This is a genomic window from Ruegeria sp. CL3, from assembly GCF_056536505.1.
The window spans coordinates 20,746-34,260 of record NZ_JBQFPT010000006.1; the positions used below are offsets into that span (position 1 = coordinate 20,746).

A 13,515-nucleotide genomic window follows, 5' to 3' on the forward strand; every position below is an offset into this window, starting at 1 on the left:
ATTGCCGTTCAACTACACCTCTCAAGAGCATAGCGAAGGGTTCATTCGCCTCGCTTTGGCAGCTCCGTTTCTGCAGTACCTCACCGACCGCGAGATCAATCCGCAACCCGCCTTGGATCAGGTCGGCTTGAAGTCCGAACTGTTGTCTGACCCTTCTGTCTATGTCCATTCTGAGCTGGTTTACGGCCTGCTAAATGCCTTCTCAGACGTGTCGGGGGACAGATACCTTGGCCTGAATGTAGGAGAGACTTTTGACCTGCAGGAATGGCCTCCGTTCGCTCAGGCCCTGCAATCAACAAATTCGCTGTTCGAGTTTTTTACCCGCTTTGTTGGGCTTGTCCCGCAGGAATCCAATTCGGTGCGGCACAGCCTTGTCATCGAAGCAGACAAAGCAACCTATCGTATCGAGAGGCAACAGGAACCCGCTGTCCCACCCATTCAAGTGACCGGTTTTGGAGCCGCAATCTATGTACGGCTTCTGGAGACTGTCGTCGGAGAATCCTGGGTTTCTTCGCGTGTGCGATGGGAAAGTCGGTATATTACGGGTCTACCGGTCAACTACAAAGGGATCGAGGTTGGCTTGGGACCTGATCCCGGAATGCAAATCAGTTTTCCTGTGGAATGGTTGTTTCTGCAACACGCCTCCGAGGGATCTGCCAAACCTATAGCTTCAGCTCGACAAAACGAAGAAGTAACGGTGGTGGCCGCTTTGCGATCCGTCTTACGCGACAAGCTGGATGAAACAGATCTGGGACCAGAGGTGGTCGCTGGACTACTGGGAATACAGCCGGAACGGTTTCTGAAAGCGCTTCAACAACAAGGCACAACACTCCCCCGCGAAATCAAACGGCTGCGTGTCGATGTCGCCAAAGAGCACCTCAGAGATGACAAGATGACAATTGCGGAGATCGGTCTATTCCTTGGCTACTCCGACAAGTCCCATTTCACGCGCTTTTTCCGAGGTCAAACCGGAATGACACCGACCAAATTCCGCCTTGGTGCGTAATTTCGTTGCAACTTTGGGACCGCTTGCACCCTCACATAAAGTGTGGGTCGACAAGAATTTGCGACGGATTCTTGGAGCCCTATTCAAGGATCGCAGTGGGGAAATTGCCCCATACTGGAAACACGCCACTCACAAGAACAGTGCGTCAGATATCTAGACCTATCTTGTCAGATCAAATTGGTTTGATACCGTTTTAGATACCTTTTTTTGTATCGCGACGCTCGACAGAGTCTTCTTCTCTGCAAATCATTTCATCCCAAGATCTTCCCAAAAGAGAAAACCAAAAAGGACGGCAGGGTACGACTTCTCCGACAGAGCCTTGCCGATGTGAGGGATGGCTAAGGAATAAATCCTTTCGGCACTCCGAACTTCAATGAATCTACGCTGGTACCTGTCAACGAATGCAGAAAAGCAATCAGGTTTTGAATTTCCACCTCCGTGAGTTGGATTGGAACAATGTCGCTTCTATTGCGTTGACGCTCCATTTCATAGTCGTCCTCCCACACTATGAAATCGGTTTTTTGCAACCATGGCACCTCGGGCAAAGCAGCCATTTCAGGCCTCCAACTGTCTAGGCTTGCCTGCGGATTCAAGTGATGGCGAATGACGCTTTCCAGATCGGGGAAGGCGCCATTGTGACCGTAAGGCGCGGTCAGGGCAACGTTGCGCAACATAGGGGTGCGGAACCTATAGGCATCCTCTAGGCGGTTGCTTTCGCCCATGCGGCCGACATCTCGGACGAAGGGATCCCACTGCCGGGTACGACCAGGCCCAAAGGGCGGCAAACCCAAAGCATGGAACTTCTGATCTGACATGAGAGGTCCGGCGTGGCAGCTGGAGCAGCGGGCTTTGCCGTAGAAGAGCTCCATCCCATCCAACTGCGCCGGTGAAAGGGCATTCGTGTCACCCGCGAGGTAGTGGTCAAACGGGCTGTCGGTGCTTCGCCACTCGATTGCCATGAAAGCGGCCAGAGCGTTGGCGACTTGCGTGATCGTGATATCTTCGGTCGTTTCGACCTCATCAAAGGCAGCGACGATGGCCGGGCCATAGCGTGGATCGGTGCGGACGCGTTTCGCCAGAATAGGCCAGCCTTTGTCGATCCGATCATGCACCGCGCCTGTAACCTCATTTTCGGCCACATTGCCCGCCATCTCGAATTGTGAGGTCAAGGGAAACAGAGCCTGCGCCGCCAGTAGGGAATTCAGGCCCTCGGGCAGCCACTCCTGCGCTGGGGAATTGAAGCCGTTGCCGTAGACGTCTGAAATGCTCAGCCTGCCGTCGTGAAAGACTGTGTGAATTTCCTTGGCCCCAAGATTCCACAAGCCCGGAGAGTTGCGAGGGATGCGTTTGCGTATTCTGTCTGCCCCGGTGCCGGGTGTGCGGTCCGGCCCCAAGCCCCGCCCACCTTCTCCTATGCCCAGTGACAACCCATCCGAGGTGCCGAAATCCGGGTGGTGGCAATGGGCGCAGCTGATGTTCTGGTTGCCCGACAGGATCGGGTCGTAAAACAGTTGATGACCAACGGCGGCCTGTTCCATATCAAATGGGATAAAGTCATCATCGGTTAGCGGTCGCGGCAAATCCTGTGCCGTAGCGGCCCCAACCCAGAAGAGAGCAACCAACCCATGCGTCAGCTTGTTTTCGCCCTTTGCATATTTGCGTCTCCGGCTCTGGCGGAACTGGAGCAAGCGCGCGACATGATGGAAGCCGGACAGTTCGAAGCCGCGCGTGAGGAGCTTCTTCCAGCCGCTCGCTCGGGCAACGCCGAGGCTGAGGAGCTGATCGGCGTGATGTACGGGCTGGGTCTTGGGGTCGAGCAGGATTATGAGAGAGCGTTTGAATGGTATCTGCGCGCTTCGATGAAGGGGCATCCGGGGGCTCAGTCGGGCGTTGGCTGGTACTATGAATTGGGTCTGGGTATGCCCGCGCCCGATCTGGTGCGTGCCTATATGTGGTACACGCTCAGCGCTATCGGCGGCGACCCCGATGCAGCGATCAGCCTTGAGGAAGTGGTCAAGAAAATGTCGCCAGAGCAGATCGAAAGGGCGCATGTGCTGGTCAACGACTACAAAGGGTGGATGTACCCGTTTCGGTGAGGGCCGGACGCGACGCCCGGCCCTGTTCGCTTAGTTCAGATCCGCATCGCGTGAGGCGTTCACATCGGCCTCAGCCGCAGCAACTGCCTCGGTCAGCGCCGCAAAGATCTCGTCCCCGCGGGCCACGTTGGACTGGAACCAGTCATAGACTGGCGTTGCAGCCTCTTTGAAAGCGGCTTTCTGGTCAGGGGTCAGGACGTAGAGATCGCCGCCCCCTGCCACGAAATCCTCATACGCCTGGATCGACTTGCGCTTGGGCGAGGCAAAGGTGGCCTGTTGCAGCGCATAGAAACCGTCGACCACGACACGGCGCATGTCCTCAGGCATCTCCTGGAACTTAGCGTTGTTCATCCACCACAGCGCGCCCATATAGGCGTGGCCATCCAGCGTGACATATTGCAGACCGGCATCGGGGAATTTCATGCCCATGATGTCGGTGATGCCGTTCTTGGAGCCCTCAACCACGCCGGTCTGGAAGCTGGTGAACAGTTCCGGCCATGGAATCGGTGTCGGAGAAGCGCCCAGCGCTTTGACCAGTTCCTGCGGCAGGTCGGCGACCACGGTACGGATTTTTAGACCTTCCATATCGGCAGGCTCGGCGATGCGACGCTGGGTGTTGGCGAAGTTGCGCCAGCCGCCGGTGTTGCCAATTGTCATCAAGCGGATCGCGCCGCCCGAGTCCTCCAGCGCCATGTTGCGCATGGTGCGCGTGAAGTCGCCGGACAAAACATGCTCGGCAATGCGATCATCGGCCATCAGGTAAGGCAGGTCCAGAACCTGCACGTAAGGAAAGATACCCGAGGCCCCGCCCGAGGTTGAGATATAAATGTCGATCGTGCCATCGGCCACGCCTTGAAGGCATTCCGCACCGTTCGAACACAGCTGCGTTCCGATGAACAGCTCGACTTCGATCGCGCCGTTCGAGGCGGCCTCGACATAGTTCTTGAAGACAATCAGACCATCATAGTCTTCGTCATTTTCGTTCGAGTTGGCAGTGGCGCGCAGCGTGTAGTCGGCGGCTGTGGCGGCCATAGCGGACGCGGCCACGAGCGATGTGGCCACCGCTGCGGTTTTGATGAAATCTCTGAGCATGCGTTTCCTCCCTATGGAACTCAGTTAGTTGGCAAATCCCGTTATCCTCGGGATCGTCATGGATAGTGCGGGGATATAGGTGATCAGGAAGATCACTATGATTTCAACGGCTAGGAACGGCAGAATCGCCTTGGCGATGGTTTCGACCCGCTCACGCGATACGGCGGCGGCCACGAACAGCACCAAGCCCATTGGCGGTGTGGCGAGGCCAACGGTCAGGTTGACGCTCATGATGATCGCAAAGTGGATCGGGTCCACGCCGAGGCTGGTGAAGATGGGTCCAAGGATCGGGCCAAGGATGATGATTGCGGGGCCGGCATCCAGAAACATGCCTACGATGAACAGCAGAAGGTTGATCAGGAACAGCAGGATCAGTGGGTTTTCCGACAGGCTGAGGATCAGCGAGGCCAGTTGTTCCGGCGCATGGCTGAGGCTGACAACCGTCTTGAACGCCATTGCCGCGCCGACCAGCAGAAGGACGACTGCCGACGTCATGCCTGCATTGCTGAGAACTTCTGGCACTTCTTTCCAAGTCAATGTGCGCAAGACGAAGAAGCCGATGATGAAGGCGTAGCCCACGGCGACGGCGGCGGCCTCGGTGGGTGTGAAGATGCCGCCCAGAATACCGCCCAGAATGATCACCGGAGTCATCAGCGGGAAGAAGGCCTTCAGGCTGGCCTGACGCCGTTCGGGCCACGTGTATTTGCGGCTGGCAACGGGGAAGTCATAACGGTCTGCCATGAGTTTAATCATCAGCATCAGGCCAACGCCAACCATCACACCCGGCACGATGCCCGCAAGGAACAGGGCGGCGACGCTTTCACCCATGACGTAGGCGTAGATGATCATGATGCCCGAAGGTGGGATAATCGGTCCGATCACGGAGCTGGCCGCCGTGATCGCGGCGGCGAATTTGCGGGTATAGCCCTGTTTCTCCATTGCTGGGATCAGCATCGACCCAAGCGCCGAAGTGTCCGCTACAGCGGACCCCGAGAGGCCCGCGAAGAGGATCGAACTCAGCACGTTCACATGGGCCAGACCGCCGCGCAGGTGGCCCATCAGGGCCTGGCTGAACTCGACCAAGCGGATGGTGATGCCGCCGCGGTTCATCAGCTCTCCGGCGAGCATGAAGAAGGGGATCGCCATGAGCGGGAAGCTGTCCATGCCGTTATAGACATTGCGATAGAGCAGCGTGATGTCGTTGGTCTGTCCGTTCAGCCACAGCAGGATACCGGGCGCGGCCAGAAGGGCGAAAAAGACCGGCAGGCCGATCAGCAGGAAAATCAGGAAGGTGGGCAGGAACCAGATCAGCATTTATTCGGCCCCCACTGCCGCGTCAGGAATTTCAGGCAACAGGTGACCCCCGCCCAGCAGAGTGATGAAGGATCGTAGGATCAGCTCGATATTCACCGAAATCAGAAGGATGATCCCCACCAGCAATGAGGCCATCATCCAACTGCGCGGGATGCGGTACCATTCGTCGAACCCGAGCGAGGTTGGAAGGTAAAGCGCGGCGGTGGCGAATTTGCCGCCAAAGCCAGTGACCTCGGACCAGCCGATATTGACCGCGACCAGCAGGACAGCGAGCGAAATCAGCAGCAGGAACAGGTTGAGCGATTGGCCGACTACGCGCGGTAGAAAGCGCTCCAGCATATCGATGGCCACAAAGCCGCCTCGCCGGAACGCGGTGGGGGCCATAAGCCCGGTCATCCACAACATGCAAAACCGCGCGGCCTCATCCGGCCATGGCAGAGCATTGCCCAGTACATACCGGAAGAAAACTTGGACTAGGATCGCAATCACCATGAGTGCAATCGCAACGACACCAACCGCGCGGCCCAGACGCAGCACGGTTTCGTTCACGAATGCAATCGGTGCAAGCACCGATGCCAGTCCGCTCATGCGGATCCTCCCTTGTTCAGCCGCGGGTATGTCCCGCGGTCGTCAAATCGCGCTTAGTGCTGCGCGAATTGGCCGAGTTTCCCGGCGTAAAAGGTCAGCGCGTCTCCATCCGCCATGCTGGCCTTAAGAACCTTTCCCACCACAATAACGTGATCGCCCGCATCGTGATACGCGTGTTGTTCACATTCGAACCGCGCCAGGCAGTCCGGCAAGATCGGCGTTCCGTTTTCGCACCGCTCATGCTCGATATCGCGCAGCGCAAAGGCGTCTTTCGAGCAGCCAAAGCACAGCTCGGCCTGTTCCGAGGACAGCACATGCACGCTGAAATGGCGGGCTTTGTGGAAATAGGGAAAGCGGCGCGAGTTGCGGTCGCCCGCCCACATGATTAAGGGCGGGTCCAATGAAAGCGACGAAAAGCTGTTGGCTGTAATGCAGACCGGGCCATCGGCGCTGGCGCAGGTGACGATGGTGACACCGGTCGCAAAGCGCCCGAAGGCGTCGCGCAGAGTCCGGGTATCGTCCTTGTGCGGCACGAAGGTGTGGGTCATGTCCTTTGAGATTGCATTCATCATGGTACCTCATGCCCCAGCGCCGCCTCGTAAAGGCGGTACCAGCTTTCGCGATCCAGTTTGACTTTCAACGCGTCCGAAGCGCGTTTGATCCGATCCAGATTATTGGTGCCCAGAACCGGCAGGATGTTGGCCGGATGGGCTAGCAGGAAGGCCACGGCGACGGCGGCGCGATCCACGCCGAACTCGGCTGCGATTTCATCCGCGACAACGCCCACAGGCGGGTTTCCAGCCATCAACAACCCACCCCCCAGCGGCGACCACGCCATCACTGGATGACCATGCTGCTGGTGAAATGCCAGGTCACCATTGGTGAAGGGGCTGATCTCACCCAGAGACACCTCGATCTGGTTGGTGACCAGTTGGGTTTTCATCGCCGATTGTAGCAGGGACCAATCCCAAGGCCGGAAGTTCGACACGCCGACCGCGCCGACCTTGCCGCTCGCGACGGCCTCGTCCAGAGCCGCTCCGGTCTCATGGTGGTCCATCATGGGATCAGGGCGGTGAATCAGCAGCAGGTCGATATGGTCAATCGCCATTTCGGACAGGGACGTCTCCACCGATTTCATGATATGCGCGCGCGAGGTGTCATAGTATTTCACCTTGGCGTCTGCATAACGGCCACAGGGCGCGACGATGTCGCATTTGGTAACGATCTCCATTCGCTGGCGCAGACCGGGATTGGCGCGCAGGGCATTGCCCAGAACCGCCTCGGCCCCGTAGTCACCATAGATATCGGCCTGATCAAAGGTGGTGATACCCTGATCCAGACAGGCCTGAATCTTGGCTTCGACATGCGCCGCCGATGTGTCTGCATCGTCGCCCAAGCGCCACATGCCATAGACAAGGCGGCTCATTTCCAGCGAGTCAGATAGTTGCACACGTTGCATCAGCGACGAACTCCGTTGCCCAGCGGGGTCGCCGGGGTAGTTGCAGGCACGCGCCCATAAGCTTCGGGCAGCGAACAGGTTTTCAGGTTGGGCAGCACGCGGGCACCGAAGTGTTTGGCTTCATCCATGTGCGGATAGCCCGAAAAGATGAAGGCGCGGATGCCCATCTTTTGGTATTCTTCAATCTTGCTCATAACCTGATCGGTCGACCCGACCAACGCTGCGCCACAGCCCGAACGCGCACGGCCAACGCCGGTCCAGAGACCAGGTTCGACATAACCATATTCATCGGCCAGATCACGGTTCTTGGCCTGATGCGCAACACCCAGCGAAGTCGAGTCCAGCGCCCGTTCCCGGATCGCATGGCCATATTCGTCATCCAGTTTCGAGACGATGTAATCCGCATATTCCTGCGCCTCGGCCTCGGTATCGCGAACGATCATGTGGACACGCAAACCGTAATCCAGCGTTCGGTTGTAGTTCTCGGCGACCGCATGAACGGCTTTCATCCGCTCGGCCAGTTGCTCCTTGGTTTCGGGCCACATCAGGTAGACGTCGCAATGCTCGCCGCACAAGTCCAGCGCAGAGGGGGAATAACCACCGAAATAGAGCAGCGGCCCGCCAATCTGGTATGGCTTGGCCGGGTCAGTGGTCAGGCCTGAGAAGTTATAGACCTCGCCTGCATGATTGATCTCGTCCTGTGTCCAGGCTTGCTTCAGGATCTCTACCACTTCGCGCGAGCGCTGATAGCGGAACGCGCTGTCGGCTTTCTCACCGGGAAAGTCGGAGGAGATGATGTTGACCGTCAACCGCCCCTTCAGCATGTGATCCAGCGTTGCAATGGTGCGGGCCAGCATGATCGGCTGCATCTCGCCACAGCGTACAGCGGCCAACAGGTTGATCCGGTCCGTGATTGGGGCGCAGCCCGCGACAAAGCTCAGCGTGTCCTGACCGACCTGATAGGAGGACGGGCATAGGATGTTGCGGAAGCCCTGCGCTTCGGCCTCTTTCACAATGCCGGAACAATGCTCCCAACTCGACCGCAGGTCGCCATCGGGTACGCCAAGGAACTGGTAATCATCGGAACACAAAGCGGCAAACCACGAAACTTCGGCCGCATCCAGATCGGGGGATGTGATGGGGACGATGCTCATTTGATTCACGCTCCGTACATCTTTGACTTTCCTCTTGCGTAGCAATCGCTTTGATGTAGATCAATAGTGTATCAATTTTTCCTGCGACCGAGTGAAGCGTCCTCTGTGCCTGCCTCCAACCGAAACCCAAATGCCCTGCCGGTATATATTCAGATCGCGGAACTTCTGATCCGCGACGTCGCGGCTGGGCGCCTTATTGATGGTGAGCGTTTACCGCCCGAGCGTGAGATGGCGGCGGAGTTGAATGTCTCGGTCGGAACTCTCCGAAAATCGCTCTCGGAGCTAGAAAAAAAGGGGATGTTGGAGCGTATCCAGGGCTCAGGCAACTACATCCGCGAGGCCGGTACACAAAACAGCGTCTATGCAATGTTCAGGCTGGAACTACCTGAAGGGGGCGGCCTACCACGTGCGGATGTCCTGTCAGTTGACCATCTGAAGAAGCCAGCCAATCTGCCAAAATTCGGGGCTTCTGATGCCGGTTCGCGCGTCCGGCGCATGCGCTACCTGAATGACACAATCATTGCAGTCGAGGAAATTTGGCTAGACGAATCAGCGGGCCTGATCGACCAGAGCCTGCTGTCCGACTCACTCTATCGCTATTATCAGCGCCAATTGGGCTTTTGGATCGCAAGGGCCGAAGACAGAGTCTCGGTCCAGCCGCTACCGGACTGGACACCTCCTGACTTCACCAAACCCGCGGGCCAATCGGTAGGCTACATCGAGCGGTTCAGCTGGTCGGAAAACGCCGAACCCGTTGAATTCTCAAAAACTTGGTTCGACCCAGATCGGGCCAACTACGTACAACGTTTGAAGTAAAAGGAATCGCACATGACCCGGACCATCAATTACGGGCTGATCGGATGCGGCATGATGGGGCAAGAGCACCTACACAACATCGGATTGCTGGAAGGCACCAATGTGGCAGCGATTTTTGAGCCCGATTCAGAGATGGCAAACGCCGCCAAGGCAATTGCACCAACTGCAGCGATGGTGGGTTCCGTACAAGAGCTTCTGGCGGTTGAAGAACTGGACTGTGTCGTCATTGTTAGCCCAAACCATCTTCATGTGGACCAGATTTGCGAAATTGCGGAAACACGTCCGCTACCGCTTTTGGTAGAAAAGCCGTTGTTTACCGACCCGCAAGACGTGGCCCGTCTCGAGCAGTTGCAGCGCGACTATCCCTGCCCGATTTGGGTTGCGATGGAATACCGGTACATGCCCCCAGTTGCTACTCTGATCGAGAAGGCACAGGTGACAGGTGGTATAAAAATGCTGTCAATCCGAGAGCATCGGTTTCCGTTCCTCGACAAGGTCGGACATTGGAACCGCTTCAACCGCAATACGGGCGGTACTTTTGTCGAAAAATGCTGCCACTTCTTCGACCTCATGCGTCTGATATTGCAATCCGACCCGGTACGCATAACGGCAAGTGGTGGCCAGGCAGTGAACCATTTGGACGAGAGCTACGACGGTCAAACCCCAGATATTCTGGATCACGGCTATGTTCTTGTCGATTTTGCCTCGGGTGCGCGCGCGATGTTGGAACTTTGCATGTTTGCCGAAGGCTCTCGCTATCAGGAAGAAATATCAGCCGTCGGACCAGAAGCTAAAATCGAGGCTCTGGTTCCAGGACCGGTGCGCTTTTGGCAGGATCACTTGGGCGCCCCTCCGCCTCCGCGCGTAATCGTGAGTCCGCGCAATCCCAAAGGCCCTGTATCAATGGACGTTCCAGTGGACCCGAACCTGTTGGCGGCTGGGGATCACAATGGGTCGACCTACTATCAGCACAAAGGTTTCTTGGCCGTGCTTCGTGGCGAAAAAGATAAGCCGGACGTAAGTTTGAACGACGGCCTCTGGGCGGTCAGAATGGGGCAAGCGGCGCAACGGGCAATAGAAACCGGCGAAACGGTGTACACGGTCGATTGAACGGAATCAAAAACACGGGCGCGTGTTGTAGCCCCCAAAAGGCCCCATATCGCTCGAGTTTATGTCAGACATCACCAATCGATTTGGCAAAGGGCTATTTCTAGCGACTGTGCAAGCCTAAGTTTGCGCAGTCCTACTTGGATGCCCCTCAAGACTTTTTGTCCTTGCCTTCCCTGCTGCGAACGGCCGCCTTTCATGATCGAGTGAGATGTTCTTGCGCATGCAGCTCAGGTCCGCTTGCCTTGGGCAAACCGAAACACCTTTCTTCTGAGTTGGCGTCCAAGCTCTAATTAGCCCAATGACCCAGCATGATGGCGATGTCGTGCAACTTGCGATACCGGCGACGAACCTGTTCGATCGTCCGATGGCCCTTTCGGTTATACCCACGTACCCAGCATCGGGATCGAGATTAAATGTCGCGCTCTGAACCAGGATACGGAATGGTTGGATACATAGCCTGATCTTCGGTCACTAGAACCATTGTGTAGTCGGTTGCACAACTACGCTACCCTACTTAAGCAATGCGCTCGCATAGATTCGTTGGGGGTTCGTGTCTCTCATCACCCAAGATACCTCTTTAGAAAGATGCGACTCCTCGCCCGACCTTCCTGTGGCATTGTTGCAACCGGTTGCAGCAATGCGGTCTTGGTGCATAATACGGGCACCATGATACTACCCAGCGCCTTCCCCCCCCAATTGCCTGCAAGGTACCTGCCATGAGCGTCACCCTCAAAGATGTCGCTGCACTGGCGGGTGTGTCGCGATCAGCCGTTTCGCGCACCTTTACCGAAGGGGCCTCTGTTTCGGCCAAAACCCGCAGCAAGGTGGAAAAAGCCGCGAAAGAGCTGGGGTATAGCCCCAATGCGCTGGCCTCGTCTCTGACAACCGGGCGGACCAAGCTGATCGGACTGATCTCGAACAACTTCCACAACCCGATCTTTTTGGAGGTTTTCGACCAGTTCACACGGGCCTTGCAGGAGCGCGGACTGCGTCCTTTGATCGTGAACCTGACCGATGAGACCGAGCCTGCCAATTCCGTCCGGATGTTGCGGCAATACTCGGTCGATGCGGCCATTGTCGCCTCATCGACCTTGCCGCCGAGCTTTGCCAAGGCGTTCCACGATGCCGGGGTTCCGGTGGTGCACACCTTTGGCCGATCCGCCACCTCGCCCGAGGTGCATGTGGTCGGGATCGACAACATGGAATGCGGGCGTATGGCTGCGCGAGAACTGGTGGCCCGTGGGTACACACGCGTCGGGTATCTTGGTGGGCCTAAAGATGCGACCTCGGCCATGGACCGATATCGCGGGTTCATCGAGGAAACCGCGCAATATGCGAACCTCGAGGTCTCCTATTCTTTCGCGCAGAATTACTCGTTCGATGCGGGCCGGGCCGAGATGCTGCGGCTGTTGGGCGAAACTCCGGCCGAGGGGTATTTCTGCGGCGATGACATCCTGTCGATTGGCGCGCTGTCGGCCCTAAAGGATCATGGGCTGACGCCGGGGCGCGACATCGGCGTCATCGGCCTGAACGATATGGATATGGCCCGTTGGGAAAGTGTCGACCTGACCACCATTCACCAGCCGATCAAGCAGATCATCAACGCCTCGGTGGATCTGGTCGAGGAGATGTTGAAAGAGCCTCAGAGATACCCTGAGGCCCGTATTTTCCCATGTCGGGTGATCGAGAGAGGCACGCTGCGCCCCCGTCCATGATTAACGGAACATTGGCGGACGAGCGTCTTTCCACGCGCCGTCCTCTTTGCCTGACGCAACGGCGGCATGAACGGCGGCGATCGAACGCACACCGTCTGAGGCGCCGGGCAGACCGTCGCGGGCCTCACCCCGGATCGCATCGGCCAGATCGCAATAGATATTGGCCACGGCCAGAGGGAAGCCCTCAGGGTGGGCGATGGCCACGCGCGACAATCGTTGCACTTCGTCATGCAGACCACCTTCGCCCTTTTCGATGATCTGGGTGCGCCCTCCGACTGGGGTGTAGATCAATTGGTTGGGCTGCTCGGACGCCCAGCGCAGACCGCCGGTTTCGCCAAACACTTGAATGTCGAACCCGTGTTGCCGCCCGATCGCCACGGACGACGTCCACAGGCGACCAACCGTGCCGCCTTCGGTACGGAAATTGATCATCGCGTCATCCTCCAGCTCGCGGCTGGAAATGGTCGAGGCCATATCGGCGGACAGCGATTTCACCTGATCATCGCAGACAAAACTGGCCATATGCAGCGCATGGATACCGCAATCCGCAAACTGGCCAGAGACACCCGCCATCGCCGGGTCATAGCGCCAGCGGACCCGAGGGTTTTCGGCATCCGTCGCATCGCCGTGATGACCGTGGCTGAAATTGGTCACCACCAACCGCACCTTTCCGATATCTCCTGCCCGCACCATTGCACGGGCCTGCCGGATCATCGGATAGGCCGAGTAGCAGTAGTTCACCGCGCAGATCTTGCCCGAGGTCTCGGCCACGCGCACGATCTCTTCGCCTTCTTCGACCGTCATGGTCATGGGCTTTTCGCACAGGACGTTGAAGCCAGCCTCAAGAAACGCTTTGGCGATTTCGAAATGGGTGGAGTTCGGCGTGGCAATCGTGACCAGATCAATCCGGTCGGGGCGGTCCTTTTCGCCTGCCAGCATGTCCTGCCAGCTGCCATAGGCGCGGTCGACGTTGATGCCCAACCGCTGGGCGTATTCACGGCCCACCTCGGGCCGGTGATCCAGAGCGCCTGCCGCGAACTCGAACATCCCGTCCGCCTGCGCGCCCAACCGATGGGCAGGTCCGATCTGGCTACCTTCGCCGCCACCAATCATGCCCCATTTCAGCTTTGCCATGGTCTTTGTCTCTCTTCAATTTTAACGAGCT

Annotated in this window: 13 protein-coding genes; 5 read left to right on the forward strand and 8 right to left on the reverse strand. The window is 57.6% G+C overall.

Annotation, left to right across the window (positions count from 1 at the left end; genetic code table 11):
* The first annotated feature begins 1 nt into the window (after position 1).
* Complete coding sequence (locus ACR0NO_RS10110) at positions 2 to 1,006, forward strand: AraC family transcriptional regulator (RefSeq protein WP_480723857.1); 1,005 nt, start codon at positions 2 to 4, stop codon at positions 1,004 to 1,006.
* Positions 1,007 to 1,344: 338 nt separating this feature from the next.
* On the opposite strand, the gene ACR0NO_RS10115 is transcribed toward ACR0NO_RS10110, so the two are convergent.
* Positions 1,345 to 2,586, reverse strand: a complete 1,242-nt coding sequence (locus ACR0NO_RS10115) for a cytochrome-c peroxidase (RefSeq protein WP_480723858.1) — start codon at positions 2,584 to 2,586, stop codon at positions 1,345 to 1,347.
* 45 nt (positions 2,587 to 2,631) lie between these two features.
* On the opposite strand from ACR0NO_RS10115, the gene ACR0NO_RS10120 reads away from it, so the two are divergent.
* Positions 2,632 to 3,102 carry a tetratricopeptide repeat protein gene (locus ACR0NO_RS10120; protein ID WP_170478075.1) on the forward strand — a complete coding sequence of 157 codons (471 nt, stop codon included), beginning with the start codon at positions 2,632 to 2,634 and terminating at the stop codon, positions 3,100 to 3,102.
* A gap of 30 nt (positions 3,103 to 3,132) precedes the next feature.
* Here ACR0NO_RS10120 and ACR0NO_RS10125 read toward each other — a convergent pair whose 3' ends face one another.
* Genes ACR0NO_RS10125 through ACR0NO_RS10150 form a run of 6 tightly spaced genes read right to left on the reverse strand, consistent with a single transcriptional unit; the run spans position 3,133 to position 8,709 of the window.
* Positions 3,133 to 4,194 carry a TRAP transporter substrate-binding protein gene (locus tag ACR0NO_RS10125; RefSeq protein ID WP_170468684.1) on the reverse strand — a complete coding sequence of 354 codons (1,062 nt, stop codon included), beginning with the start codon at positions 4,192 to 4,194 and terminating at the stop codon, positions 3,133 to 3,135.
* 24 nt (positions 4,195 to 4,218) lie between these two features.
* Positions 4,219 to 5,508, reverse strand: coding sequence for a TRAP transporter large permease (locus tag ACR0NO_RS10130; protein ID WP_170378746.1), 1,290 nt, complete (start codon positions 5,506 to 5,508; stop codon positions 4,219 to 4,221).
* A complete protein-coding gene (locus ACR0NO_RS10135; RefSeq protein ID WP_480723859.1) occupies positions 5,509 to 6,096 on the reverse strand; it encodes a TRAP transporter small permease in 588 nt (195 codons plus the stop codon). It lies immediately after the preceding gene.
* A gap of 53 nt (positions 6,097 to 6,149) precedes the next feature.
* Positions 6,150 to 6,665 (reverse strand): flavin reductase family protein, encoded by a 516-nt coding sequence (locus ACR0NO_RS10140; protein WP_170691360.1) that lies wholly within the window; start codon positions 6,663 to 6,665, stop codon positions 6,150 to 6,152.
* Positions 6,665 to 7,555 carry an aldo/keto reductase gene (locus tag ACR0NO_RS10145; protein WP_480723860.1) on the reverse strand — a complete coding sequence of 297 codons (891 nt, stop codon included), beginning with the start codon at positions 7,553 to 7,555 and terminating at the stop codon, positions 6,665 to 6,667. Before ACR0NO_RS10145 ends, ACR0NO_RS10140 begins: the two co-directional genes overlap by 1 nt.
* Positions 7,555 to 8,709, reverse strand: a complete 1,155-nt coding sequence (locus ACR0NO_RS10150; protein ID WP_480723861.1) for an LLM class flavin-dependent oxidoreductase — start codon at positions 8,707 to 8,709, stop codon at positions 7,555 to 7,557. The genes ACR0NO_RS10145 and ACR0NO_RS10150 overlap by 1 nt, the downstream gene beginning before the upstream one ends.
* A gap of 105 nt (positions 8,710 to 8,814) precedes the next feature.
* Between ACR0NO_RS10150 and ACR0NO_RS10155 the strand changes: the two genes are divergently transcribed.
* The 3 genes from ACR0NO_RS10155 (at position 8,815) to ACR0NO_RS10165 (ending at position 12,350) form a co-directional block, all read left to right on the forward strand.
* On the forward strand, positions 8,815 to 9,525 hold the full coding sequence (locus ACR0NO_RS10155; protein WP_480723862.1) for a GntR family transcriptional regulator: 711 nt from the start codon (positions 8,815 to 8,817) through the stop codon (positions 9,523 to 9,525).
* 12 nt (positions 9,526 to 9,537) lie between these two features.
* On the forward strand, positions 9,538 to 10,635 hold the full coding sequence (locus ACR0NO_RS10160; protein WP_480723863.1) for a Gfo/Idh/MocA family protein: 1,098 nt from the start codon (positions 9,538 to 9,540) through the stop codon (positions 10,633 to 10,635).
* Positions 10,636 to 11,351: 716 nt separating this feature from the next.
* Positions 11,352 to 12,350: a LacI family DNA-binding transcriptional regulator gene (locus ACR0NO_RS10165; protein ID WP_170640001.1), complete on the forward strand. Its 999-nt coding sequence runs from the start codon at positions 11,352 to 11,354 to the stop codon at positions 12,348 to 12,350.
* Here the strand turns inward: ACR0NO_RS10165 and ACR0NO_RS10170 are convergent, their stop codons facing one another.
* Positions 12,351 to 13,484, reverse strand: coding sequence for a Gfo/Idh/MocA family protein (locus ACR0NO_RS10170; protein WP_170666894.1), 1,134 nt, complete (start codon positions 13,482 to 13,484; stop codon positions 12,351 to 12,353).
* Positions 13,485 to 13,515 lie beyond the last annotated feature (31 nt).

Bases quoted from the DNA above. Each gene is read 5' to 3' on its own strand.
- ACR0NO_RS10120 (WP_170478075.1), top strand. From the start codon at position 2,632: ATGCGTCAGCTTGTTTTCGCCCTTTGCATATTTGCGTCTCCGGCTCTG.
- ACR0NO_RS10125 (WP_170468684.1), bottom strand. From the start codon at position 4,194: ATGCTCAGAGATTTCATCAAAACCGCAGCGGTGGCCACATCGCTCGTG.
- ACR0NO_RS10130 (WP_170378746.1), bottom strand. From the start codon at position 5,508: ATGCTGATCTGGTTCCTGCCCACCTTCCTGATTTTCCTGCTGATCGGC.
- ACR0NO_RS10135 (WP_480723859.1), bottom strand. From the start codon at position 6,096: ATGAGCGGACTGGCATCGGTGCTTGCACCGATTGCATTCGTGAACGAA.
- ACR0NO_RS10140 (WP_170691360.1), bottom strand. From the start codon at position 6,665: ATGAATGCAATCTCAAAGGACATGACCCACACCTTCGTGCCGCACAAG.
- ACR0NO_RS10145 (WP_480723860.1), bottom strand. From the start codon at position 7,555: ATGCAACGTGTGCAACTATCTGACTCGCTGGAAATGAGCCGCCTTGTC.
- ACR0NO_RS10150 (WP_480723861.1), bottom strand. From the start codon at position 8,709: ATGAGCATCGTCCCCATCACATCCCCCGATCTGGATGCGGCCGAAGTT.
- ACR0NO_RS10160 (WP_480723863.1), top strand. From the start codon at position 9,538: ATGACCCGGACCATCAATTACGGGCTGATCGGATGCGGCATGATGGGG.
- ACR0NO_RS10165 (WP_170640001.1), top strand. From the start codon at position 11,352: ATGAGCGTCACCCTCAAAGATGTCGCTGCACTGGCGGGTGTGTCGCGA.
- ACR0NO_RS10170 (WP_170666894.1), bottom strand. From the start codon at position 13,484: ATGGCAAAGCTGAAATGGGGCATGATTGGTGGCGGCGAAGGTAGCCAG.